This window comes from Actinokineospora sp. NPDC051303 (assembly GCF_055586285.1).
The window spans coordinates 1-22,819 of the sequence record NZ_JBVJIN010000059.1 but is presented as its reverse complement, the minus strand read 5'-3'; the positions used below and the strand labels follow the sequence as shown (position 1 = coordinate 22,819).

Here is a 22,819-nt window from a genome sequence, read left to right as displayed (position 1 = left end):
GGGGGCGTCGCAGCAAACCGACCAATCAGCAAGCCGGAGCAACCGGATCATCCGACCCAGTCCGCAGATAAGTGTCCGACACATAGTGCCCAGGCCCGATACGATCCCAAATGTCACTGGTCCCGAACGGCCCAGTGACCACCTCCCCCCGAACATGACACTCCACGATCACCTTCGCGTGATTCGCGGCAAGCCCCTTCACGCCAGCGGTAGTGCTAGCGCCAGCCCGCACCGTCAACGGATCGCCCGCAGTGGAAACCACCCCGGTAGCCCCAGACCCAGTCCACAGGTAAGACACATTCACCCACCCGTTGTCGACCATCTTGAGCCCGTCCCAGAACGTCCCATCCGCCAGATCAATACCGGCGGGATTCCCCACCCGGCGCCCGAACTCGTCCTTGCCGCCGTTGTACCCGTCCTGGTACGCCGCTTGAGCCTCCGGCTTCCCCTGCGGCAAATCCTTCCACATCTGCCGTTCCGCGGAAGGGTTCCAGTAGTCATCCCGAGTGTTCCACGGCCCGACGTCCCACACCGGCGCGTACTCGCACCGGCTGTTGTCCGTGCGGCACACCCGAACCGTGTAGTTCCCCGTTCCCTTGGGCGCCAACGCCCGTCCGGACGGCAGTGCCACGAAGTGATCCCGGCTGGTGATCACGTGGCCGTTGGCGGTGGTCCCGCCGACCAGCCCTTCGCGGGTGGCGAAGATTCGATAGGTCAGCGGAGCCGCAGCGGCCGCGACCTGAGCCTGCGCCACCGAATCCCCCACGAGCCGCACCCCGGACACCGCAGGGGCGGCGCCGTCAGCGGTCAGCCGCACCCGTGCTTGCACGGTGTCCACCGGTCTAGGCAGCATCGCCGCCCCACCGGTCGCGGGCGTCCACTCGGTCCAGTCCTCCGGACCGAGTTTGCCGCGCACATCCACCTCTACCGCCGCTCCCGAGGGAACCTTCGCCTCGGTCTCGGCGGAAATCCGGTTCACCGGCCGCTCAAGCTCTCGTTCCCCGAGCAGCAGGTAGCCCTCAACCTGCCCGTTACCAGACCGCGAAGCGGGGTCCCGCAAGGTAAGTCCATCGCCGCTGAAGCGGACGTTCACGTCATCACCATCCACTGTGGACAAATCGGCCCACCACGCCGAGGACGAGGGCGCCGCTTGCGCCGGGCCGGTGGCCAGCGTCATCGCGGCCGGTATGGTCAGCGCCGCGACGCCGAGGACGATCCTCGCGCGCGCACGGCCGGTTTTCCAGGTCACCAGGAACTCCCTTTCGACAGGGCACGGGACGTGCCGATGTCGGGAGTCTGCGAACCAGGGCTACACGATCCGTACAAACGCTCAGGCCGACGACGTGACCCGTTTCCGGCGGCGCGGCAGCGGAAACGGCCCGCGTTCGACCTCCGTTGCGAGCCGCAGCCGCTCCAGCAGCGCCGCTTCCTCCGCGTCGGCGGAGAGCTGCCGCCACAGGCCGAGGGCGAGGTCGAAGCTGGCGGCGGCCTCGTCGTAGCCGCCCTGGCGGTACCGCAGTTCGCCAAGCAGCTCGGCGACCTCGGCCTGGGAGCGGCGGTCGCCGTTGCGGCGGTGCGCGGCCAGCGCGTCGGTCAGCAGCGGGTACGCCGCGGCCACGTCCCCGGCGCGCAGGTGCCGTTCGCCGAGGGCCTGCTGGGCGTAGCTCACGCAGTGGTCGTCGCCCAGTTCGGTGAACAGCGCGACGGCCGCGGCCAGGTGCTCGCGGGCCGCGTCGAACTCGCCCCGCAGGCCGCGCAGCAGGCCCAGCCGGTGCCGGGCGTGCGCCTCGCGGTGCCGGTCGCCGATGGCCGTGGCCAGCTCGTGGCCCTGCTCGAACCAGCGCTGCGCCGCGTCCCAGTCGCCTTGGGCCAGGTGCACGTTGCCGATGGCGAGCGCGGCGACGGCCTCGCCGTTGCGGTCGCCGACCTGGGCGAACAGCGCGCGTGCCGCCACGCAGTGCCGCAGCGCCCGGTCGTGTTCGCCGCGCACCCGCAGCACCGTGGCCGCCCCGGCGAGCGCGATCGCCGCGCCCCGGTCGTCGCCGACCTGGCCGAACAGCAGCCGCGACTCGTCGAACGCGGCCAGCGCGGCGCCGTAGGCGTCCTGGTAGAGGTGGACCTGACCGAGGTTGCGCAGGATGATCGCCTGCCCGTGCTCGTCGCCGCGGCGGCGCGCCGCGGCCAGCGCGACCCGGTGGGTGCGCAGCCAGTCGTCGTGCCTGCCGAGCAGGTCGAAGTGCGGGGCGAAGGCCGCGGCGAGCCGCCAGGCCAGGTCGTCCAGCCCCCACGCCTCAGCCAGTTCGATCATGGCCACCGCCGTGCTGCTTTCTGCCTCGAACCACGCCGCCGCGTCGGCCACGAGATCGTCGGCGCGCGCGGGCCGCCACAGCGCGGCGGGCAGCGGCGCCCCGATCACCCCGAAGAAGTGGACCGACATGCGCTCGGCCGCGGCCAAGGCCAGCGACAGACAGCCCTCCAGCACCCGCCGCACCCGCTCCAGCCGGACCGCGCGCGGCTCGGCCTCGGCCCGCTCGGCGGCGTAGACGCGCAGCAGGTCGTGCAGCCGGTACCGGGGCTGCCCGGTCGCGTCGGCGGCCACCAGGTCGACCAGGTGGGCGTCGACCAAGACGTCGAGCACGTCGTCCGCGGCGGGCCGGTCCAGCACCGCGCCGACCACCCACGCGGGAAACCGCACCGGACCCAGGGCGCCGAGCCCGTGGAACGCCCGCGCGGCGCTGCCGGGCAGCTGGTCATAGCTCAGGGTGACGCTGGCGCGCACCGCGAGGTCGCCGACCCGCAGCTCATCGAGCCGCCGGTGCTCGTCGGAGAGTCGGTCGGCGAACATCCGCAGTGTCCACTGAGGACGATGCGCCAGCCGGGCGCCCGCGACCCGGATCGCCAGCGGCAGGTACCCGCAGGACTCCAGGATGGCCGTGGCCCCGTCCGGCTCCGCGGTGACCCGGGCCGCGCCGACGAAGCTCGCGAGCAGCCCGGCCGCCTCGTCCAGCGGCAGCACGTCGAGGTCGACCGGGTGCGCGCCGGACAGGTCCGGCAGCCGCGTGCGGCTGGTGACCAGCACCGCCGACGCGCCAGCGCCCGGCAGCAGGGGCCGCACCTGCGCCACGTCGCCCGCGTCATCGAGCACGATCAGCACCCGCGCGCCGGTCAGCCGGGACCGCAGCAGCGCGGCCCGCTCGGACAGGCCCCTGGGCAGCGCCGTGTCCGGCAGGCCCAGCGCGCGCAGCAGCTCGGCGAGCACGTCCGCTGGCCTGCGCGGCGCCGGGGTCGTGCCGCCGAGGTCAACGTGCAGTTGGCCGTCGGGGAAGTCCGCGCGCACCTGGTGGGCCACCCGCACCGCAGCCGAGGACTTGCCGACGCCCGGCAGGCCGGACAGCACCGCCACGGTGGGCCGCCCGGCCTGCGAGCCCGCCCGCAGCAGCGCCACCAGGTCGGCCACGCACGCCTGCCTGCCGGTGAAATCGGGCAGGTCCAACGGAAGCTGGCAGACGGGCGACAGGTCGGACGGCTCGCCCAGCGCCGCCCTGGCCCGCCGCAGCCGCGGCCCCGGGCCCGCGTCGAGTTCGGCGCGCAGCACCCGCTCGGCCTCGGCGTACGCGGCGATGGCCTCGGCCCGCCGCCCGTCCGCGGCCAGGGCGGTGACCAACTGGGTCCACAGCTCCTCGCGCAGCGGGTTGTCGGCGAGCAGGCCGCGCAACTCGGCCGCGGCCTCGCCGTGGCGGCCGAGCTCGACGCGGACCCGGGCGCGCCGCTCGTGCGCCGAGAGCCGCGACTCGGTGAGCCGGGCCAGCGCCGGACCCCACGCGTGGCTGTGCGGCAGGTCGGCCAGGACCGTGCCGCGCCATAGCTGGTCGGCGCGGATCAGCAGGTCCAGCGCGGTTTCCCGGTCGCCGTCCGCCAGCGCCCGGCCCGCGTCGGCGACCAGCGCCTCGAAGACGGCGCTGTCGATCTCGTCGGGCTCGGCGCGCAGGATGTAGCCGGACGGCCTGCTCTGGATGCGCTCGGACAGCTCCGGGTCGTGCTCGGCCAGGCTCCGGCGCAGGAAGTGCACGTAGGTGCGGATGTTCGCCGCGGCCGAGCGCGGCGGCCGGTCCGGCCACAGCACGTCGACCAGGTGGTCGGTGGAGACGGTGTTGCCCGCGTCGAGCAGCAGCGTGGCCAGCAGGGCGCGCGGCTTCGCCCCGCCCAGGGCGACTCCGCGCCCGTCGACGCTGACCTCGATGGGACCCAACACCTGAAATCGGATCGCGCGCACGTGCGTGATGCCCCCACTGCCCCCGTGATTGCCCACCCCTAGCCGATTTCATCCTATGGCGGATTCGCTGACCGGCGAGTGTGATTCCGGCGGACACTTTTGTACGTCCCATGTACGCCGATGCCCGACCCTGCACCGCATGAGACGCATGGCAGCGATCCAGACGCGGTCGACGAGACGGCGCGGCGAACTTCGGACGGCAGCCCTGACCGCGGTCCTAGCGGTGCTCGCGGCGCTGGTCGCGGTGGTCGGCGCGCCGTCCGTCGCGGCCGCGCAGATCCCCGGTCAGGTCAAGGTCTTCGTGAACGGCGAGCGGGAGCCGGGCGGCGCGGCGGGCTACTTCTGCTTCCGTGCCCCGGCGATCGTGCGGGCCAACGACGGCGCGCTGGTGGCCTTCGCGGGCGGGCACTTCGACAACTGCAACGACAGCGGCCGCATCGACCTGGTGACCAAGCGGTCCACCGACGGCGGCAAGACCTGGAGCGCGCTGCGGGTGCTGGTCCGGCACACGGCGAACTCGTTCCCGCACAACCCGGTGCCGGTGGTCGACTCCGGCACCGGCCGCGTGGTCCTGCTCTACACCGAGGACTACGACCGCATCTACGTCAAGTCCAGCGCCGACAACGGCCTCACCTGGGGCGCGAGCCGCGAGATCACCGCCAGCCTGTGGAAGCCGGAATGGGGCGCGCTCTACGCCGGGCAGATCGGCGTCGGCCCCGGCAGCGGCATCCAGCTCACCCGCGGCCAGCACGCCGGGCGGCTCGCGGTGGCCATGGGGTACCGGGTCGCGCCGGGCACGCCGTTCGTCTCCGACCGCGGCGGCGCGGTGATCTACAGCGACGACGGCGGCACGACCTGGCGGGTGGGCGCGTCCTCGCACACCGCCGAGCCGGAGATCGGCGTGCAGGAACTCACGCTCTACGAGCGCACCGACGGCAGCCTGTTCGTCGTGGGCCGCAACGAGGAGGGCGCGGACTCGACGGTGGACCGGGCCGCGTACGCGGTATCCAACGACCAGGGCGCGACATTCACCGGCGCGTTCGCGCTGCTCCCGTCGCTGGACCTGCCCGACAACGGGTCGCCGGTCGCCCTGCTGGGCATCCGCGCCCAGGACCGCGACGGCTACGACCGCGTGCTCATGGCGGGCCCGACCGGCTCGACGCGGGCGCGGATGACGATCCGCTCGTCGTTCGACGGCGGCCGCACCTGGCAGTCCACTGAGGACGGCCTGCGGGTGTGGGACGAGGAAGCGGCCTACACCGACCTGATCGACCTGACCGGCGGCCGGTACGGCCTGCTGTATGAGGCCGGGGTCAACGGCCAGCACGAGTTCGTCCAGTTCGCCACGTTCACCGAGGCCGACCTGGACCTGCCGGACAACGCGTCGGGCATCACCCTCGCCCAGCACACCGGCGCGCTGGCAACCGCCGACCCCGACCAGCTCCACTTCTTCGCGGCCACGCCCACCGGCGGGCTCGGCCACTGGTTCGAGGAGCCGGCCGGCACGGTCAAGCGCGGCACGTGGGGGACCGGCGTGGCGGGGGAGACCGTGGCGTTCGAGTCGGGCACGCAGCAGCACGTGTTCGTCCGCGGCACGGATGGCAGCCTCCAGCACCGCTTCTGGAACCCGGGCACGGCCTCGGTCGTCCAGCAGACCTGGCAACCCGCTGGCACCGTCGCCGGGGCGCCCGCGGCCCTGGTCACGACCGGGCAGCAACACGCGTTCTTCCGCACCGCCGACGGTAGGCTGCTGCACCAGTGGTGGGACTCGGGCAGCTCGTCGCTGCGCCAGCAGACCTGGGCCGCCGCGGGCAGCCTGACCGGCGACCCGGTCGCGCTGCGCTACGGCGACCAGCAGCACGTGTGGGCGCGGGGCGCGGACGGGCAGCTGCACCACTGGTGGTGGACCCCCGGTCCCGGCGTCCGGCACGAGACCTGGGGTGGCACGGTCACCGGCACTCCGACCGCCTTCGTCCACGGCGGCCAGCAGCACGTCTTCGCCGCGGACAGCCAGCACCGGCTCGCGCACTGGTTCTGGGACGAGGGCACCCAGGTGGTCGCCCGACAGGTCTGGACCACCGCGACCCCGCTCGCCGGGCGGCCGACGTCGTTCGCGCACGGCTCGCAGCAGCACGTCTTCGCCCGCACCGCGGACAACACGCTGGCCCACTGGTGGTGGAGCAGCGCGGAGGGCGTCCGCTACGCGGTCTGGCCCGGCGCCGTCCACTCCGACCCGGTGTCGCACCTCGTCGGCGGCGTCCAGCACGTCTTCGGCGCCGCGGCGGACGGCACGGTGAGCCACTGGTCGTGGAGCAGCGCGACGGGCATCCGCCAGGAGAGCTGGGGCGGGCAGATCACCATCACACCCCGCTGGTGATCTCCCGTTCCCTCCCTCGGGGGCGGCGCCCGGCGCGCCGCCCCCGAGGCCCGTCCGGCAGGTGGGACGCGGAATAGCCGCCCCGTCTCGCCGTTGGCCCGGATATCGGTGGTACGACGGCGAAAGGGAACCGCGATGGAGACGTTCGCGACGCGGTGGCAGGAGTGGAAGACGGCCAGGGAGCGGGAACTGGCCGACCCGCACGGGTGGCTGGCGCTGGTGTCGCTGGACTGGCTGGGGGAGGAACCCGCCGCCTACTCCGGACTGCCCGGCCTGTGGTGGCAGGACGCGGACGCGGCCTACGTCGACCCGCGCGGCGCGGAGTTGACGCACGAGGGCGAGCGGTTGACCGGGGTGCGCCGGTTCACGCTGGTCAACAGCGGCCCCGGCACCCGGGTGGCGGCGGGGGACGTCGAGATCGAGGTCGCCCGCCGCGGCGGACACCTCATCCGCGCGCACGACCCGAAGGCGGCCGCGGTCCTCGGCTTCCGCGGCGTGCCGTCCTACCCGCCGGACCCGGCGTGGGCGCTCTCCGCCCGCTACGAGCCCTTCGACCAGCCCCGCCCGACAACCGTCGGCGCGGTCGTCGCGGGTTTGACCCACGTCTACACCTCCCCCGGGATCGTCCGGTTCACCCACGAAGGCGTCGAGCACACCCTGACCGCCTTCAACGGCAAGCGATCCGGCCTGAGCATCCTGTTCACCGACAAGACCAGCGGCGTCACCACCTACGCCGCGAACCGCTCCCTGGCCGTCGCCGACCCCGCCGAGGACGGCACGGTCGTCCTCGACTTCAACCGCGCGACCAACCTGCCGTGCGCCTTCACCCCCTATGCCACCTGCCCGCTTCCGCCGGAAGGCAACCACCTGCCTTTCCCAGTCGAAGCGGGCGAGCGGATTCCCTACGAACAGGAAGCGCAGGCGCACCAGTAGACGCGGAGTCAAGGAGATTGTCGACTGTGCGTCAATCATTCCTTCGCGCGCTTGGACATAATTGTGGGAAGGCCGTGAACGCGGCGGCCGGTCTTTCTTCCGATTGACGTGTTCGGGAGAAGTCGAGCGAAGGAGCGAGAAATGGTGAATGTGCGTCGTTATGCCGTTTCCGCTGGTGTGGCTGTCGCCACACTGGCGGGCACGGCGCTGCTGCCCTCGACAGCCTCGGCCAGCCCCGGGTGGGACCCGGTGGGAAGCAGCGGTTTTCGCTACGTCGGAGACGGTGTCTACGCGAGTGATGACTTTTTCGGTCTTTCTTCGGGTGGGAACTTCCAGGTCTGCGTCTACAGCAATTCCGGCAGCCGCTGGTACGAACTGTGGGAGCACGACCCGTCGAACCCCGACGAGAAGGTCGGCAGCACGAGATACCAGGTGGAAGGCGGCTGCGAGACCTGGAACGACATCGGCGCGTACGTCGACGGGGACAACAACCGGGCGGAGTTCTACATCCGAACCAATGACGCGGGCGCGTACCACGTCGACTACTTCGACTGACAAGTGCTGACGCCGCGGGCGGTGGGGCCCACCCGCCGCCCGCGGTCCCGACAACGGAGCGGAAAACATGACTGATGACAATTCCCCCCTGCTGAACCGCCGCCGCGCGCTCCGGGTCGGCGGTGGAGTCGCCGCGGGTGTTGTGTTCGGCTCGACCGTTGGCGCGGCCACCGCGTCCGCCGTGGTGCCGTCGTCTCCGCGATTTGAGTTGACCGAGCCCTCGTATGACCTTTTCCGGCACGCGACCCTGCATGACGCGCGCGTCCAGCAGTCGTTCTGTTTCGACATCGTCAACCGGCGGTTGTTCGTGGCGCAGCTCAAATCCGGCTCCCCGGACGACAGCGGCGACCTGTGCGTCACCCAGTTGGACTTTTCCGGCAACGAACTGGGCTATATGTACCTCACCGGATTCGGGCACGGCGTGTCCATCGCGGCGCAGCCGGTCGGCTCCACCACCTATCTGTGGACGGAAGTCGACGTGAACAGCAACGCCCGCGGCACCCGCCTGGCCCGGTTCCGCTGGAGCAACGGCGCCACCCTGAGCAACACCTCGTCCGCTCTCGTCAAGCACTCACCGGTCGCGGGCGCGCTGGAGACCACCTGCGCCATCGACCCGGTCAACAACCGCATGGCCGTCCGCTACGAGACCGGCGGCGGGAAACGCTACGCCGTCTTCAACGTCGCCGAGGTCGCCAGCGGCAACTACACGAACCGCCTGGCGGATGTCCCGCAAACCACCGGGGGCGGCGTCTTCCAGGGCTACACCCTCTACGGCGAGTACGTGTACCAGTTGGAGGGAACCGCCTACAGCGACGACAACCCCTACCCCGGCGACGCCCACGTCTCCAGCCTGAACGTCAACACCGGCGCCATGACCCAACGCGCGTTCACCCGCGCGGGCTCCACCCTCGTCTACCGCGAACCCGAAGGCATGGCTATTTACCGCACCGCGGCGGGCGAAACCCGTCTCTTCCTCGGCTTCGCCTCCGGCGAGGCGGGCGACCGCCGCAGCAACCTGTTCTACAAGAACGTCCTCGTCTGACCGGGGCCGCTTGCCGGTTTCTACCAACCGGCTGTCGATCACGGAGTCCTCCTTTCGGCCTATTCGCGATCAACCCGCTGAGTGACCCGCTCGTAGACCACGCGTCGCTACGGTCGGGGCGTCGCGGCGGGCGCGGCGGGGGTCGAAGGGGAGTGGCTTGATGGGGGACATGTCTGGGGTTTCGCGGCGGCGGCTGCTGGGCGGGGCCGCGGCGGCGGGTGGGCTGGCCGTGGTGGCGCCGAGGGTGGCGGGGGCGGACCCGGTGGGCGGCAAGGGATGGCCGTCGGTGGGGTCGACGGTGATTGGGGCCGGTGACCCGCGGTATGCCGACCTCGCGCGGCGGGGTGTCAACCACCGGTTCGAGGCGCGGCCGGAGTACTTCCAGGTGGTCGGGTCCACCGAGCAGGTCGTGCGGGCGGTGGGCGACGCCGTGCGGGCGGGGAAGCGGATCACGGTCCGCAGCGGCGGGCACTGCCAGGAGAACTTCGTCGGCGACCCGGCGGTGGACGTGGTGCTCGACCTGGGCGAACTGCGCGCGGTCTACTACGACCCGGGCCGCCGCGCCTTCGTGATCGAGCCGGGGGCCACCCTGCAGGAGGTCTACCGGCGGCTCTACTTCGGTTGGGACGTCACGATTCCCGGCGGCGAATGCGGCACGGTCGGCGCGGGCGGGCACATCCAGGGCGGCGGCTACGGGCCGATGTCGCGGATGTTCGGGTCCACAGTGGACCACCTGTACGCGGTGGAGGTCGTCGTGGTCGGCCGGGACGGCCGGGCCCGCGCGGTGGTCGCGACCCGCGAGCCCGACGACCCGCACCGGGAGCTCTGGTGGGCGCACACCGGCGGCGGGGGCGGCAACTTCGGCGTCGTCACCAAATACTGGATGCGCTCCCCGGACGCCACCGGCGACGACCCGGGCGCGCTGCTGCCCAAGCCGCCCGCGACGCTGACCACCGGCTCGCTCACCTGGGCGTGGTCCGACCTCACCGCCGAGTCGTTCCGGCGGCTCGTGCGCAACCACGGCGAGTGGCACGAGCGCAACAGCGCGCCGGATTCGGCCTACGCCAGTCTGTTCAGCGCGCTGTTCCTCCCGCCCAAGAGCCTTGGCGGGGTCACCGTGTCGGCCCGCGTGGCGGGCGGCGAGCGGCTGCTGCGCGACTATCTCGACGCGCTCGCCGAAGGTGTGCCCGCGCCAGCGACGCCGGGGCCGGTGACGACCATGCCGTGGTTCGCCGCGACGAACCGGAGCATCCAGGCGCAGGTCTCCGACGACAGCCGGTACAAGCAGAAGGCCGCCTACCTGCGCCGCTGCTTCACCGACCGGCAGATCGACGCCATCCACCACCACCTGACCACCTACGACCAGAGCGTGCTCGGCGCGGTCGAGTTGCTTTCCTACGGCGGCAAGGTGAACACCGTCGCGCCGGACGCCACCGCGCTGCCCCAGCGCGACTCCATCCTCAAGGTGCTCTACCTCGGCTTCTCGACCGAGCCCGCCCAGGACTCGGCCGCGGTCGGGTGGGCGCGCGAGGTCTACCGGTCCGTCTACGCCGAGACCGGCGGCATGCCCGTGCCCAACGAGGTCGACGACGGCTGCTACATCAACTACCCGGACGTCGACGCGCTCGACCCGGAGTGGAACCGCTCCGGCGTCGCCTGGCCCGCCCTGTACTACAAGGAGAACTATCCGCGCCTCCAGCGGGTCAAGGCCGCCTATGACCCGCGCGACGTCTTCCACCACCCCTTGTCGGTCACAAAGCCGTGACGCGCCTACAGGAGTGACTACAAACGCCGCCAACAACCTAACAACAATCGCCGACAATTCAGTTGTGGCGGTGTTGCGCCCCGATTTCGGTGCGAGTGGTGAATCATCTGGGCATGACCGGCAAACAACCGCCGCTCCCAGACGAAGAATGGCCGCTTCGGGCGCTGTTGGCGGCTGCCCGCAAGCGCATGGATCTCAGCATCAACAAGGCGGCCGTCCTGGCGGGCGTCTCGCCCACACTGTGGCAGCTCCTCGAACGCGGCTCCCGCTGGGACAAGAACGCCCTCGGCTCCACGCCGGAAACCCTCACCAAAGTGGCGCAGGCGGTCGGCCTCGACCCCCGGGAGGTCATGGAATTGGCCGGTGTCGATCCGGACGACCCGAGCACTTATGACCCGTCCCGCGCGGGCAGGCCGACCGTCTCGGCCGCCGAGTTCGGGAATCTCTACCACCTGATGGACGACCACCAGCGCAATCTCATCATCGCTCTCGTCCACAGCTTCCGGGAACGGCCGCCCGGCTCCTCGTCCACGACCGCCGAGCCCTACCGCGACGCCACGGTCGTCAGCGAGCCGGAACGCGCCGCGAAGCGCCGCGCCAAGCGGAACTGAGCCGCGCTGGTGCCAACTTGGCATCATAATGGCTTGCGGCGGTGCCAAGTGTGTGCCATTGTGGTGCCATGGATTTGACGCCGTATGTGGACCGACTCGGCCGCGAGCTCGTGACGCTGGTCGAGACCGGTGGTGACGACCCCCGGGTGCTGACCGAGCGGCTGGGCGCGTCGCTGGACTCGGCGATCCGGCTCGCGCTGCTGGACGCGCTGTCCGCCGCCGCGGACGAGATCACCCGCGACCTGGCGCCCGGCTCGGTCGAGATCCGCCTGCGCGGGCGGGACCCGGACTTCGCCGTGACGCCCCCGCCCGCCGACCAGTCGGTGGCGGACCCGGTCGAGACCGCCGCGGCGCCCGACCTCGGCGGCGCCGAGGAAGGCGCCACCGCGCGCATCAACCTGCGCCTGCCCGAACAGCTCAAGGCCGCGATCGAAGAGGCCGCGGGTCGGGAAGGCCGGTCGGCCAACGCCTGGCTGGTCCGAGTCGCCTCGGCGGCACTGCGGCGGCCCGGCGGCGACCAAGCCCCGGAGCGACCCGGCAAACGGGGCCCGCAGCGCTTCACCGGCTGGGCGCGCTAACCGTTCCACCACACGTCTCCCACCTGCGGAGACGCCTTTTTCATTCATCTTCGGAATTGTCATCCGAATTACTCTGAGGGGACAGCCATGCCTGTTTTCGACACCCCGGACCCCATTTCCGTCACACTCGACCTCGTCGTCGCCGACGTGCGGATCACCGCGGGCGACCGGACCGACACCGTGGTCGAGGTGCGCCCGAGCGACGAGTCCGACGACTCCGACGTGCAGGCGGCGCGGCGGACCACCGTCGAGTTCGCCAACGGCGCGCTGCTGGTGAAGACGCCGAAAGCGCCGATGCTCGACTTCTCCCGCAAGAGCAGGTCGGTGGCGGTGACCATCGAACTGCCCACCGGCTCGGGGGTGCACGGCGACGCGACGATGGCGGACTTCCACTGCGTCGGCGCGCTGGGGGAGTGCGAGCTCAAGACCTCCGCCGGGCACATCCAGCTCGACCGGGCCCGCTCCGCGCGGGTGACCACCGGGGCGGGCAACGTCACCGTCGACCACGCCGACGGCGGCGTCGAGGCCACCACCGGCACCGGCCGCATTCGCCTCGGCGCGGTCGACGGGCCGGTGGTCGCCAAGAACTCCAACGGCCACACCGAGATCGGCACGGCCACCGGCGAGGTGCGGGCGCGCTCGGCCAACGGCGACATCTCCATCGACCGGGCCATCGTGGGCGCCGACCTCAAGACCTCCAACGGCGGCATCCGGGTCGGCGAGGTGGTCTGCGGCGCGGTGGTGCTCAAGACCGGGACGGGCGACCTCGACCTCGGCGTCGCCGAGGGCACCGCGGCCTGGCTCGACCTGAACACCGGGCACGGGCGGGTGCGCAACTCGCTGGATGACTCCGCCGCCGGTCCCGAAGGGGCGGACGAGACCGTCGAGGTGCGCGCGCACACCTCGTTCGGCGACATCACGATCCGCCGTTCCTGACTTCCTCTGGAGAGACCATGTCGCGAGAACTTCCCCTCGAACGTCCCCCTGGCTGTCCCTTCGACCCGCCCGACGACCTGGCCCGCATCCGGGACAAGGAGCCGCTCGCCAGGCTGGACTATCCGGACGGGCACGTGGGCTGGCTGGTGACCGGGCACGCCATGGCCCGCGCGGTCGCCGCCGATCCCCGGTTCAGCTCCCGGTACGAGCTCATGCACTACCCGGTGCCCGGGTCGGACGTGACGGCGATGCCGCCCGCGCCGACCGGCGACCTGACCGGCATGGACCCGCCCGAGCACACCCGCTACCGCAGGCTGCTCGCGGGCAAGTTCACCGTCCGCCGGATGCGCCTGCTGGGCGCGCGCGTCGAGGAGATCACCGCCGAGCACCTCGACGCCATGGACCGCGACGGCCCGGTGGTGGATTTGGTGCGGGCGTACGCGCATCCCGTGCCCGCGCTGGTGATCTGCGAACTGCTCGGCGTGCCCTACGCCGACCGGGAGACGTTCCAGCGCCACACCCGGGCGATCAGCGGCCTGGACGAGACCGTCGACGCGTTCGCCGCCTACACCGCGCTACAGGAGTACGTGCGCGACCTGGTCCTGGCCAAGCGCGCCGCCCCCACCGACGACCTGCTCAGCGACCTGACCACCACCGACCTCACCGACGACGAACTCGCCGGGGTCGGCGCGTTCCTGCTGGCCGCGGGGCTCGACACCACCGCCAACATGCTCGCCCTCGGCGCTTACGCCCTGCTGCGCCAGCCCGATCAACTCGCCCGCTGGCGGGCGGACCCGGACCTCACCGAGCAGGCGGTGGAGGAACTGCTGCGCTACCTGAGCATCGCCCACACCGGCGTGCGCGCCGCGCTCGCGGACGTCGAGCTAGGCGGGCGCCTGATCAAGGCGGGCGAGACGGTGACCGTGTCCATCCAGGCCGCCAACCGGGACCCGGAGAAGTTCCCCGACCCCGACACGCTCGATCTGCGCAGGCAGGCGGGCGGGCACCTCGCCTTCGGCCACGGCGTCCACCAGTGCCTCGGGCAGCAACTCGCCCGCGTGGAGATGCGGGTCGCGTTCCCGGCGCTGTTCACCCGGTTCCCGACGCTGCGGCTGGCCGTGCCGCCCGAGGAGATCCCGGTGCGCGATCCCCGCTCGAACGTCCATGGCGTGGACCGGCTCCCGGTCACCTGGGATCGGGGGTAGCCCGATGCGACCGAGCGTGGACCGCGAACGCTGTGTCGGGGCGGGCATGTGCGTGCTGACCGCCCCGGAGACCTTCGACCAAGACCCCGACGACGGCCGGGTCCTGCTGCTCGACGCCGGACCCGCCCATCACGCGGCCGCCCGGCGGGCCGCCCAGCTGTGCCCGGCCGGGGCGATCACCGTCCCTGATCAGGCCGCGTAGTCGGGGAGCGCGGGCTCGGTCGCCAGGGACGCCGTGCCCGCGACCAGCATCCGCTGGACCAGTCGCCTGCTCAGCAGGGCATCGCGAATCCGCAGGCGGGTGGCGGTGGACGGGGCGAGGAACTGGCCAGGATTGGCGCCGCGCTGCCACTTCGCGGCGTAACCGCGCATTCGGGTCTCGTAGGCGGTCAGCGCCGCCCGGTGGTCGTTCGGGGCGGCGGCGAGCTCACCGGCGAGGACGTGGGCGCCCACGATTCCGGTCCCCACGCCCATGCCGCCCAGGGTGACGCCCCAGGCGGCGTCGCCGAGCAGCGCGACCCGGCCGGTGGACCAGCGCGGCACGGCGACCCGGCTGATCGAGTCGAAGTACACCTCCGACGCGTCGCGCAGGGAGCCGAGCAGGTGCGGGACGTGCCAGCGCATGCCACCCAGGGCGTCGGCGATGAGCTTCTTCTGGTGCTCGACGTCGTCCCAGGCGTCGAGATGAGGGGCGGCGAAGACGACGAAAGCCTTGGCGCGCTGGGGATCCCGCCGGTCCGCGCCGACGCTGACCAGCCGACCGGGCACGTTGTGCGCCAGCGGGGTGGGGCCGACGCCCAGGTCGTTGGGCAGGTCCCACCCCGCCACGAAGTAGCCCAGGTGCCGCACGAACCGCGCCGCCGGGCCGAAGGCGAGGCCGCGCACCCCGGACCGCAGCCCGTCCGCGCCGACGACCAGGTCCACGGCGCGCTCGGGGCCGTGGGCGAACTCGACCAGCACCCCGTCCGCGGTCTCGGTCAGCCCGGTGACGCGGTCGCCGAAGCGGTACTCGACCCGGTCGGCGGCGTGGTCGTAGAGCACCCGGGACAGGTCGCGGCGGCGCACCTCGATGTCTCCGCCCGCGAAGTCGGCGGGCAGCCGGAAAATCTCGCGGCCGTGCTCGTCCACCCAGATCATGGCTCCGCCGTGGGTCTGGCGGGCGCGCAGGGCGTCGAGCACGCCCAGCTTGGCCAGCACGCCCAACTGCGTCGGGCCGCGGAAGTCGACGTCGAAGCCGCTGGTGCGCAGCGCGGGCGCGGTCTCGACCACGGTGGTGTCGGCGCCGTGGCGCGCCAGTTCGCAGGCGAGAGCGGGCCCGGCGACGCCCGCCCCGGAGACGAGGACGCGGACGCCGCGCAGTGGAGGTGTGGTCATGGTTTCTGCCCCAGAGTGAAACTGTGTCCGATGGATACAGTGTACTGTAGACACAGTTAATCGCCCGCGGCAAGAGACAGGGGCATTGGTGGCGGACTCGGACGTGCTCAGGCTGCTGTGGGACCCGCGGCCCGAGCCCAGGCGCGGGCCGCGGCCGACCATGACGGTCGATGCCATCGCCCGCGCCGGAATCGCCATCGCCGACGCGGAGGGGCTGGCCGCGGTGACCATGCGGCACGTCGCCGACGCCTTGGGCGTGACCAAGATGGCGCTGTACCGCTACGTGCCCGGCAAGGACGACCTGGTCGCCCTCATGGTCGACATCGGCATCGGCGCGGCCCCCCGCCTGGCCGCCGTGCCCGGCGGCTGGCGACCCAGGCTGGACGAGTGGGCCCGGCGGATGTTCGACCGGTTCTGGGCGCACCCCTGGGCGCTGGAGGCGACCGTCGGGCCCCGGCCCATCGGCCCCCACGAACTCGACTGGCTGGAACAGGCGGTCGCCGCCCTCGCGGACACCGGCCTGACCGGAGCCGAAACCCTCGACGTCGCCGCCACCCTCGCCGGACACGTCCGCACCATCGCCCACCAGGGCTCAGCGGCGGGCGGCGACCCGGAGCGGACCATGGCCGCGCCGATCACGGCCCTGCTGCGGGGCCGCGCGGACCGCTTCCCCGCGCTGACCGCGGCCATGGCCGCGGCCGCCGAGCACGGCGCCCGCGATCAAGCCCTCGACTTCGGCCTGGCCCGCATCCTCGACGGCGTGGCCCTGCTCATCGCCCACCGGGGCGGCGCGGAGCCGAGCACTCCCTGACCTGGTCGCGCCCGGCTCACAGCTTGCCCGCGCGGAACTGGTCGAGAACTCGGCGTTCGCGCTTGGTCGGGCGACCCGCGCCCCGGTCGCGGCGGGCGACGGGGACGGCGGCCTCCGGCGGCGGGGCGGGCGTGCGGTCGATGAAGCACGCCGTGGCGTCGGCGGCGCCGACCCGTTTCTGGATCACCCGCACCACCTCGACCACCCGGGTCGTGTCGCCGACCCGGGCGCGCACCTCGTCGCCGGGGGAGACCGTCGTCGCGGGCTTGGCCGGACGGTCGTTGACGCGCACATGCCCGCCCCGGCAGGCCGCCGCGGCGTCCGGTCGGGTCTTGGTCAGCCGGACCGCCCACAGCCAGCGGTCCACACGGGTGGACTCCACAGCGCTCCATCATGGCCCGTCCCCGCCCGCCGCGCCCACCGGCCGGGGGCCTTGACCCGGCCTCGGCAGGCGCCAGCGACAAGGGCTACCGCTCCCGGGCGATCCGCCGTCACCCATGGCGACGCGGAATCACCGCGACCATCCCCGAACGCCCTGACCTATCGAGGGATGACCGACCTGCCCACCCTGCCCATGCGGCTTTGCGGACACGCCTTGGCCGCGAACACCCACCGGTTGCTCGCCAGCGCGTCGTCGGGTTCCGGGCGCGGGCCCCGGCCGTGCAGGCGGGTGAAGTCGAACGGCGAGTGGCTCGCGGTGGACCAGCCGCGCGCGGTTAGCTCGCCGGTGGAGTCGGGGCGCGGATCCCCGTCGAACAGCGCGAGCAGGTCGACGCCGATCCGCCGCTTGGCGCTGGCGTAGACCGGGCTGGCGCGCACTTTCCGGGACTCCCGCCAGAGCTTGACCTCGAACGCCAGGGAGCTTCCGCCCGCGGCCAGCCGGTCGACGGTGTCGATGAGCCGCCGTTCGGCGGCGTCGGGCAGGTAGAGCAGCAGGCCCTCGGCGAGCCAGGCGCTTGGCGCGGTGGGGTCGAAACCGGCGTCAATCAGCGCGTCCGCCCAGTCCGCGCGCAGATCGGCCGCGATCGAGCGGCACGGCACGGCGGACCAGGCGCCCTGGGCGGCGAGCACCTTGTGCTTGAACTCCAGGACATCCGCCTGGTCGATCTCGTAGACGACGCAGTTCGAGGGCCAGTCCAGCCGGAACGGCCGCGCGTCGAGTCCGGCGCCGAGCAGGACGACCTGGTGGGCGCCCGCGCGGGCGGACCGGAGCAGGAAGTCGTCGAAGACGCGCGTGCGCAGCCCGAAGTAGCGGCCCAGCCGCCCCCACAGCGGGTCGGCGTCCCCGCCCGGGACGTCCGCGGGCCGCACCGGCCAGTCCGCGCTGGCCCGCGCGGCGCGGACGAAAAGCTCCGCGTACTCGTCGCGTGCCAGGGCGTCGGGCCGGTGGGTCTCGATCGCGCGCGCCGCGGCGACCATGAGGGCGGTCAGGCCGACGCCCGCCTCGACTCCGGTGCCGTGGCCCACCCGTTCTCCTGTCCCTCGGGCCGCGCCGACCACGGGTCCGGTTGGTCGAGTGTGGTGATCCGGGCCCCGTACAGTACCGCCATGAACCGCAGGATCTCCGCGTCCGGGAGGTGCAGGCCCGCGGTGCAGTCGGCCAGCACGGTCACGTGGTAGCCCTTCTGGAACGCCGTGCGCGCGGTGGAGTCGACGCAGACATCGGTGTAGAGGCCCGCGAAGACGAGCCGGGTGATGCCGTGCTCGCTCAGGTGCCGCTCGAATCCCGCGCTGAGGAAGGCGTCGAAGCACGCCTGCTTGGTGAAGACGGGCTCGCCCGGCGCGGGCGACACGTGGCGGAACTCCGCGCCCCACGAGCCCGCCAGGCATTTCGGCCGCTTGCGCAGCGCGCGGTCCCGGTCGCGCCAACTCGGCCCCTGGTGTTCGAGGTCGCCCGCGAACCGGACGAACACGACCTCCGTGCCGTCGGCGCGGGCCCGGTCGACGGCGCGGGCTGCGTTGGCGGCCACCGCGTCCAATGCCGTGCTCGTGCAGAAGTCGTTCTGCGCGTCGATGACGACCAGCGCGGCCCGCTCGGCGGCGGGCACTAGTCGGCCACCAGCGTGGACGCGGCCTGGTCACGTGCAGGCCCCGCGGTTTCCCGGGCGAGCGCGTCAAGGAGCGCGTCCACCACCTCGGTCGTGCCATGCCCGCCGCCGAGGTCCCGGGTGCGCACGCCCTGGGCCTTGAGGGCGTCGAGGGCGCGTTCCATCGCCTGCTCCGCGCCCGCGCAGCCCGCGTGCCGCTCCGCGATGGCCGCGGCGGCCCGCACGGTCGCCACCGGGTTGACCAGGTTCTTGCCCGCCAGGTCGTCGGCGGACCCGTGCACGGTCTGGTACTCGGTCAGCCGTTCGACGTCCTGGCGCAGGTGGACGTTCTCGGTGAAGCGGTTCTCCTGCCGGTCGGCGGCGAACCGGTCGAGCAGGACCGGGTGCATGACGTCGGCCCACTCGTTGCCGCCGATGATCACCGTGCGGGGCGCGAGGCCGTGCTCGATCAGGTTGCGGTTCACCGTGTCCGGCTGGAACAGTCCGATATCGACCCCGTGCCGCGCGGCGATCTCCCGGACCCACTCGCCGAGGGCGCCGTCGAGCAGGTGGAACTTGTAGGCCATCAGAATCCGGTCGGCGCCCCTGTCCGGCCATTGCCGCCGCGCCCGGCGCAGGGCGAACGTGACGACTTTCTCGGTGATCTCCCTGCTGAACGTCATCGTGCGGGTCACCGCGCCGGGGGAATGGGTGTTCTCGCCGGTGTAGAAGCCCTGCGCCTCGTCGCGGACCAGCAGCAGCGTCCCGGTCGGGGACCGCACGAGATCGACTTTCACCGCCTGCGTCCGCTGCCGCACCAGGTACAGCGACTGCGCGTTCATCGCCGTTCGGAAGACCGCCGAGACGCCACCCGCCGCCAGCTCCCGGCAGAACCGCTCGTAGTGCTCCGCGTCTTCCTGGGTGAGCTGCCGAATCCGATCGGCCCCGCGTTCGGCCAAGAGGGAGAAATAGGAATGATAAACCCGGGGTGAACGGATGACGGTGAACTCGGTCGAATACAGGTCGCCGAGCCGGGCGAGCGTCCGGTCGAAGACCGCCGCGAGTTCCGCTCCCGTTCCCCGGCCGACAGCGAGTCCAATGTCCATCGTGCTCCTTCGGCGATGTCGATCAGACCGGCTGCTTTCCGACCAGGAGATCGCCCGGGATGCCCGCCGTGTCGGGGCGGTAGTAGTCTTTGATGCCGGAAATCCAGGCGTCCACGGTGATCCGGTCCGCGTCGTCGGGCTCGAAGGCGTCGAAGAGCGTGTGGATGTTGTCGGGGTCGAACCCGATGGCCGTCATGAGCGCGACGAAGACGGGCCGCTCGATCAGCCCGTCGCCGTCCGGGTCCCCGAGCGCGGCGTGCGCTTCGGCGAACTCGACCACGGTCTCGTCAAACCGCTCCGGCGACATGACGCAGGCGGTGAACTCGTCGAAACTGATTTCCTGGTCCCGGTCCGAGTCCAGTTCGGCGACCAATGTGGCCCAGTATTTCCGGTAAGCGGCGAGCACCGCGTCCTTCGCCGCGTCGCTGGAATCGGCCGCGGCGTCGACAACCCGCTCGGCCATGAGCTCGAAATCGTCCGCCGTCAACCGCCCGGAGCCGTCGGCGTCGAATAGGGAGAAGATGAGGGTTGCTCGATCGAGCGCTTCGCTCCGCATGGCGGATCACCTTTCGCCGAGTTGAGACTCAAGGACTGAGGTGACTATGCCAGAAAAGGACGACTCCGTGCCCTAAAGGATCAATGGCCACCGGAAAGGGTGAATCGGCGGCGGGGTGGTGTGGTCAGGCGAGTCGCCGCCTGACCACCCGGTCGCGTCGGGTCAGCAGCCGCAACCACAACCACCCGCGCAGGAGGAGCCACAGCTGCATCCACCGTATCCGTTCATGGCGAATCCTTTCGTCGGCGCTTTGGCACAACATCTAGCAGGCACACCGATGTTCGGGGTACCGCCACCTGGTCGAGACGCGGCGTTTTTGTGACTGGCCTACGACGATGATGACATCGCCGCGCTCGACAGGCGGTCCGGGCGGCCTCGTGCGGGTGGTCGCGCGGGCGCGGGTCCCGTCTCGCGGCGCGGGCCAATCAGGAGAACCGGGCGACGAACCGCTTCTGCCACGGCGTCTCGACGGCGCGCCGGGAATAGTGCTCGCGCACGTAGGCGACGGCCCGGTCGTTGGGCACGCCGTCGAGCACCGCGAGGCACGCCAGCGCGGTGCCGGTGCGGCCGAATCCGCCGCCGCAGGCGATTTCGACGCGCTCGGCCTCGGCTCGCCGGTGCAGCTCGCGCAGCGCGGCGGCGAACGCCTGCCGGTCGCTGGGCAGCCAGAAGTCCGGCCAGCGCACCCAGTGGCTCGCCCAGTCCACCGGGGGCGGCTGCTTTCCCTGGAGGTAGAGCGCGAACTCGGGCTTCGGGCCCTCGGGAAGCGGATTCCGCAGGCCGCGCCCGCGGACGAGGCGCCCGGACGGCAGGCGCAGAATCCCCGCCGCGGTGGGTTCCCAGGTGGTGTTCATCGGGTCGAATCGTCCTTTCGGCTCTTTCCGGTTCCGGCAAAGCATCCGGGTGATGATCAGGAGAAGTGATTGCGGGCGCTGACCGGCCGCTCCTAGGTTCTGTCCGGGCCGTGGCAACGCGAATGTCCTTCGCGCTTGGCGGCGCGAAGTGGGCCGGGACGATGAGGGGCGGGACTGGTCATGAGCGGGTTCGCGAGGAAACCATCGGCACAGTGCGCGCGGGGCCATCGCATGGGCGAGGTGACCCGGTGACCGCCTCGGACTGGCTGAGCCAGGCGAGTGGGAGTGAGACTACCCGGCTGCTGAGCGGCGCGGCGTACCTGGATGAGGACTTCGCCGAGACGGTGGTGTTCGGGCTGCTCGGCCGCCAGCTCGCGGCGGTGGCGACCTCGCCCGGGGTCGACGTGGGGCTGGTGCTCCGGCACAGCCTCACCGCGCTGCGCCTGCGCCGTAGGCAGCGGGCCGACCTGACGATCACCCTGGTCGCCTCGGCGCTGCTGGCGATCGGCAGCGTCTGGTTCCTCGCGCTCGGCCTGCTCGTCGCGGGCGTGCTGGTGTTCACCCACCGCCGGTCCACCCGCAGACAGATTTTCGAGCGCTTCGGACGGGCGCGCTTCGCCGTCGACCACGGCAGGCCAGACGACGCCGAGGACTGGACCGAGGACCGCCTCGCGGTGATCGAGGAGGCGCAGGCGGGCAATGTGACCGTGTTCAGCGGATTCCGGCCGTTCGTGGGGTTCGGCGCTGAGCTGCGCGGCTGGTCGTTCGCCCTGCCCGTGCTGCCCGCGGAAGACCCGCTCGCGGGCGCGCCCCGGGGCGAGGTGCGGCCGTTCACTGCGGCCGAGCTGACCGAGCACGTGCGGGCCCGGCTCGCCGCCGCCGCCGACGACAACGCCGCCGCCACCACCGTCACCGACACGGGCGCCACAGTCCTGCCCGACAACGTCCCGATCACCGGCCTTCGCTTGGGGGAGCGGGTGTTCGCCGACGGGGCCGCGCTCGGCGCGAGCCCGCTGCTGCTGCCGAGCCGGGACGACGTGCCCAGGCAGCACCTCGACGCCGACGAGATCGCCGCGCTCGCCGAGGACCCGGACGGCGTGGCGCGCCTTTACCTGGCCGCGCATTCGCCGTGCTGGGGCGGGCTCGTCGTGGCCAGCACGTTCCTGCGGTTCTCCGCGCGCGGCGGCATGGTCTACGCCGAGTGCGACCGCGCGGTGCTCACCCCGCCGAGGCAGGCGCTGCTGATCGAGGACCGCGCGACCCTGGCCGACGAGCCAGCGGACGTGTTCGCCGAGGTGCTGTCCGCGATCGCCGCCGTGCCTGCCGCCCTGGTCACCGCGCCGTTCACCCTGGTCCGGTCCATGCGGCTGCGCGCCCGCTGCGCCCGCGCCCTGTTCCAGGAGGAACGGTCAGCCGCCGAGAACCTGCGGCACGACTTCGGCGCGGCCTTCTCGGTGGCCGAGCACGTCGCGTCCGGGGTGTACGCCAACCAGTTCCAGCGCGACGACGTGGAGCGGTCGGTGAAACTGGTGGAGCGCTGCGCCTTGGAGGCGATGATCGAGTTCCTGGGCGAGCGCGGCGTCGATGTCACCGATCTGCGCAACCGCCAGACGACCATCCTCAACGAAGGCGTCATCCAGACCGGCGGGACCAGCACGGTCGGCGCGCTCGCGGTGGGCTCCCAGGCCACCGCCACCAGCGGCGCCCAAAGCGGATAGGCAGGCGGGGGGGGGGGGGGGGGGGGGGGGGGGGGGGGGGGGGGGGGGGGGGGGGGGGGGGGGGGGGGGGGGGGGGGGGGGGGGGGGGGGGGGGGGGG

21 protein-coding genes are annotated in these 22,819 nt (G+C 72.2%); 12 read left to right on the top strand and 9 right to left on the bottom strand.

Translation table 11 applies throughout. The annotated features are described in order from the left end of the window. Positions 1–25: 25 nt before the first annotated feature. Together ACZ6SD_RS28690 and ACZ6SD_RS28685 are read right to left on the bottom strand one after the other, a co-directional pair. Positions 26–1,177, bottom strand: a complete 1,152-nt coding sequence (locus ACZ6SD_RS28690; RefSeq protein WP_465320136.1) for a hypothetical protein — start codon at positions 1,175–1,177, stop codon at positions 26–28. Positions 1,178–1,330: 153 nt separating this feature from the next. Continuing rightward, on the bottom strand, positions 1,331–4,252 hold the full coding sequence (locus tag ACZ6SD_RS28685) for an AfsR/SARP family transcriptional regulator (RefSeq protein WP_465320129.1): 2,922 nt from the start codon (positions 4,250–4,252) through the stop codon (positions 1,331–1,333). 160 nt (positions 4,253–4,412) lie between these two features. On the opposite strand from ACZ6SD_RS28685, the gene ACZ6SD_RS28680 reads away from it, so the two are divergent. The 10 genes from ACZ6SD_RS28680 to ACZ6SD_RS28635 all read left to right on the top strand — a co-directional run bounded on the left by ACZ6SD_RS28680 (position 4,413) and on the right by ACZ6SD_RS28635 (position 14,477). Next, the gene (locus tag ACZ6SD_RS28680; RefSeq protein ID WP_465320128.1) at positions 4,413–6,650 is read left to right on the top strand and encodes an exo-alpha-sialidase; all 2,238 of its coding nucleotides are present in this window, start codon (positions 4,413–4,415) and stop codon (positions 6,648–6,650) included. Positions 6,651–6,785: 135 nt separating this feature from the next. Beyond that, positions 6,786–7,583, top strand: a complete 798-nt coding sequence (locus ACZ6SD_RS28675) for a DUF1684 domain-containing protein (protein WP_465320127.1) — start codon at positions 6,786–6,788, stop codon at positions 7,581–7,583. Between the two features lie 141 nt (positions 7,584–7,724). Then, a complete protein-coding gene (locus ACZ6SD_RS28670) occupies positions 7,725–8,138 on the top strand; it encodes a hypothetical protein (protein ID WP_465320126.1) in 414 nt (137 codons plus the stop codon). Between the two features lie 67 nt (positions 8,139–8,205). Continuing rightward, the gene (locus ACZ6SD_RS28665) at positions 8,206–9,180 is read left to right on the top strand and encodes a phage baseplate protein (RefSeq protein WP_465320125.1); all 975 of its coding nucleotides are present in this window, start codon (positions 8,206–8,208) and stop codon (positions 9,178–9,180) included. A 160-nt stretch (positions 9,181–9,340) separates the two neighbouring features. Further along, positions 9,341–10,945: an FAD-binding oxidoreductase gene (locus ACZ6SD_RS28660; protein ID WP_465320124.1), complete on the top strand. Its 1,605-nt coding sequence runs from the start codon at positions 9,341–9,343 to the stop codon at positions 10,943–10,945. Positions 10,946–11,058: 113 nt separating this feature from the next. After that, positions 11,059–11,556: a helix-turn-helix domain-containing protein gene (locus tag ACZ6SD_RS28655; protein WP_465320123.1), complete on the top strand. Its 498-nt coding sequence runs from the start codon at positions 11,059–11,061 to the stop codon at positions 11,554–11,556. A 68-nt stretch (positions 11,557–11,624) separates the two neighbouring features. Further along, entirely contained in the window at positions 11,625–12,134 is a 510-nt protein-coding gene (locus ACZ6SD_RS28650; protein WP_465320122.1) for a hypothetical protein, read from the top strand. Between the two features lie 87 nt (positions 12,135–12,221). Next, positions 12,222–13,070 carry a DUF4097 family beta strand repeat-containing protein gene (locus tag ACZ6SD_RS28645; protein WP_465320121.1) on the top strand — a complete coding sequence of 283 codons (849 nt, stop codon included), beginning with the start codon at positions 12,222–12,224 and terminating at the stop codon, positions 13,068–13,070. Between the two features lie 17 nt (positions 13,071–13,087). Further along, positions 13,088–14,275 (top strand): cytochrome P450, encoded by a 1,188-nt coding sequence (locus ACZ6SD_RS28640; protein WP_465320120.1) that lies wholly within the window; start codon positions 13,088–13,090, stop codon positions 14,273–14,275. A gap of 4 nt (positions 14,276–14,279) precedes the next feature. Next, on the top strand, positions 14,280–14,477 hold the full coding sequence (locus ACZ6SD_RS28635; RefSeq protein ID WP_465320119.1) for a ferredoxin: 198 nt from the start codon (positions 14,280–14,282) through the stop codon (positions 14,475–14,477). On the opposite strand, the gene ACZ6SD_RS28630 is transcribed toward ACZ6SD_RS28635, so the two are convergent. Continuing rightward, the gene (locus ACZ6SD_RS28630; protein WP_465320118.1) at positions 14,465–15,649 is read right to left on the bottom strand and encodes an FAD-dependent monooxygenase; all 1,185 of its coding nucleotides are present in this window, start codon (positions 15,647–15,649) and stop codon (positions 14,465–14,467) included. The genes ACZ6SD_RS28635 and ACZ6SD_RS28630 overlap by 13 nt on opposite strands. A gap of 88 nt (positions 15,650–15,737) precedes the next feature. Between ACZ6SD_RS28630 and ACZ6SD_RS28625 the strand changes: the two genes are divergently transcribed. Continuing rightward, positions 15,738–16,460: a TetR/AcrR family transcriptional regulator gene (locus tag ACZ6SD_RS28625; RefSeq protein ID WP_465320117.1), complete on the top strand. Its 723-nt coding sequence runs from the start codon at positions 15,738–15,740 to the stop codon at positions 16,458–16,460. Positions 16,461–16,476: 16 nt separating this feature from the next. On the opposite strand, the gene ACZ6SD_RS28620 is transcribed toward ACZ6SD_RS28625, so the two are convergent. From ACZ6SD_RS28620 to ACZ6SD_RS28595, 6 genes are all read right to left on the bottom strand, one after another. Further along, positions 16,477–16,842, bottom strand: a complete 366-nt coding sequence (locus ACZ6SD_RS28620) for an RNA-binding S4 domain-containing protein (protein ID WP_465320116.1) — start codon at positions 16,840–16,842, stop codon at positions 16,477–16,479. Positions 16,843–17,000: 158 nt separating this feature from the next. After that, complete coding sequence (locus tag ACZ6SD_RS28615; RefSeq protein ID WP_465320115.1) at positions 17,001–17,927, bottom strand: class I SAM-dependent methyltransferase; 927 nt, start codon at positions 17,925–17,927, stop codon at positions 17,001–17,003. Next, a complete protein-coding gene (locus tag ACZ6SD_RS28610) occupies positions 17,888–18,508 on the bottom strand; it encodes a cysteine hydrolase family protein (protein WP_465320114.1) in 621 nt (206 codons plus the stop codon). Before ACZ6SD_RS28610 ends, ACZ6SD_RS28615 begins: the two co-directional genes overlap by 40 nt. Further along, positions 18,508–19,593, bottom strand: a complete 1,086-nt coding sequence (locus ACZ6SD_RS28605; protein ID WP_465320113.1) for an isocitrate/isopropylmalate family dehydrogenase — start codon at positions 19,591–19,593, stop codon at positions 18,508–18,510. Before ACZ6SD_RS28605 ends, ACZ6SD_RS28610 begins: the two co-directional genes overlap by 1 nt. Before the next feature lie 22 nt (positions 19,594–19,615). Beyond that, complete coding sequence (locus ACZ6SD_RS28600; RefSeq protein WP_465320112.1) at positions 19,616–20,149, bottom strand: EF-hand domain-containing protein; 534 nt, start codon at positions 20,147–20,149, stop codon at positions 19,616–19,618. Positions 20,150–20,574: 425 nt separating this feature from the next. Continuing rightward, positions 20,575–21,003 carry a protein-tyrosine phosphatase family protein gene (locus ACZ6SD_RS28595; RefSeq protein ID WP_465320111.1) on the bottom strand — a complete coding sequence of 143 codons (429 nt, stop codon included), beginning with the start codon at positions 21,001–21,003 and terminating at the stop codon, positions 20,575–20,577. A gap of 248 nt (positions 21,004–21,251) precedes the next feature. Here ACZ6SD_RS28595 and ACZ6SD_RS28590 point away from each other — a divergent pair, with 248 nt between their 5' ends. Then, positions 21,252–22,721: a hypothetical protein gene (locus tag ACZ6SD_RS28590; protein ID WP_465320110.1), complete on the top strand. Its 1,470-nt coding sequence runs from the start codon at positions 21,252–21,254 to the stop codon at positions 22,719–22,721. Positions 22,722–22,819 lie beyond the last annotated feature (98 nt).

Coding starts and splice junctions, on each gene's coding strand:
- ACZ6SD_RS28690 (WP_465320136.1), bottom strand. CDS start 1,177: ATGACGCTGGCCACCGGCCCGGCGCAAGCGGCGCCCTCGTCCTCGGCG.
- ACZ6SD_RS28635 (WP_465320119.1), top strand. CDS start 14,280: ATGCGACCGAGCGTGGACCGCGAACGCTGTGTCGGGGCGGGCATGTGC.
- ACZ6SD_RS28600 (WP_465320112.1), bottom strand. CDS start 20,149: ATGCGGAGCGAAGCGCTCGATCGAGCAACCCTCATCTTCTCCCTATTC.
- ACZ6SD_RS28605 (WP_465320113.1), bottom strand. CDS start 19,593: ATGGACATTGGACTCGCTGTCGGCCGGGGAACGGGAGCGGAACTCGCG.
- ACZ6SD_RS28660 (WP_465320124.1), top strand. CDS start 9,341: ATGGGGGACATGTCTGGGGTTTCGCGGCGGCGGCTGCTGGGCGGGGCC.
- ACZ6SD_RS28640 (WP_465320120.1), top strand. CDS start 13,088: ATGTCGCGAGAACTTCCCCTCGAACGTCCCCCTGGCTGTCCCTTCGAC.
- ACZ6SD_RS28645 (WP_465320121.1), top strand. CDS start 12,222: ATGCCTGTTTTCGACACCCCGGACCCCATTTCCGTCACACTCGACCTC.
- ACZ6SD_RS28630 (WP_465320118.1), bottom strand. CDS start 15,649: ATGACCACACCTCCACTGCGCGGCGTCCGCGTCCTCGTCTCCGGGGCG.
- ACZ6SD_RS28595 (WP_465320111.1), bottom strand. CDS start 21,003: ATGAACACCACCTGGGAACCCACCGCGGCGGGGATTCTGCGCCTGCCG.
- ACZ6SD_RS28680 (WP_465320128.1), top strand. CDS start 4,413: ATGAGACGCATGGCAGCGATCCAGACGCGGTCGACGAGACGGCGCGGC.
- ACZ6SD_RS28665 (WP_465320125.1), top strand. CDS start 8,206: ATGACTGATGACAATTCCCCCCTGCTGAACCGCCGCCGCGCGCTCCGG.
- ACZ6SD_RS28670 (WP_465320126.1), top strand. CDS start 7,725: ATGGTGAATGTGCGTCGTTATGCCGTTTCCGCTGGTGTGGCTGTCGCC.
- ACZ6SD_RS28655 (WP_465320123.1), top strand. CDS start 11,059: ATGACCGGCAAACAACCGCCGCTCCCAGACGAAGAATGGCCGCTTCGG.
- ACZ6SD_RS28650 (WP_465320122.1), top strand. CDS start 11,625: ATGGATTTGACGCCGTATGTGGACCGACTCGGCCGCGAGCTCGTGACG.
- ACZ6SD_RS28675 (WP_465320127.1), top strand. CDS start 6,786: ATGGAGACGTTCGCGACGCGGTGGCAGGAGTGGAAGACGGCCAGGGAG.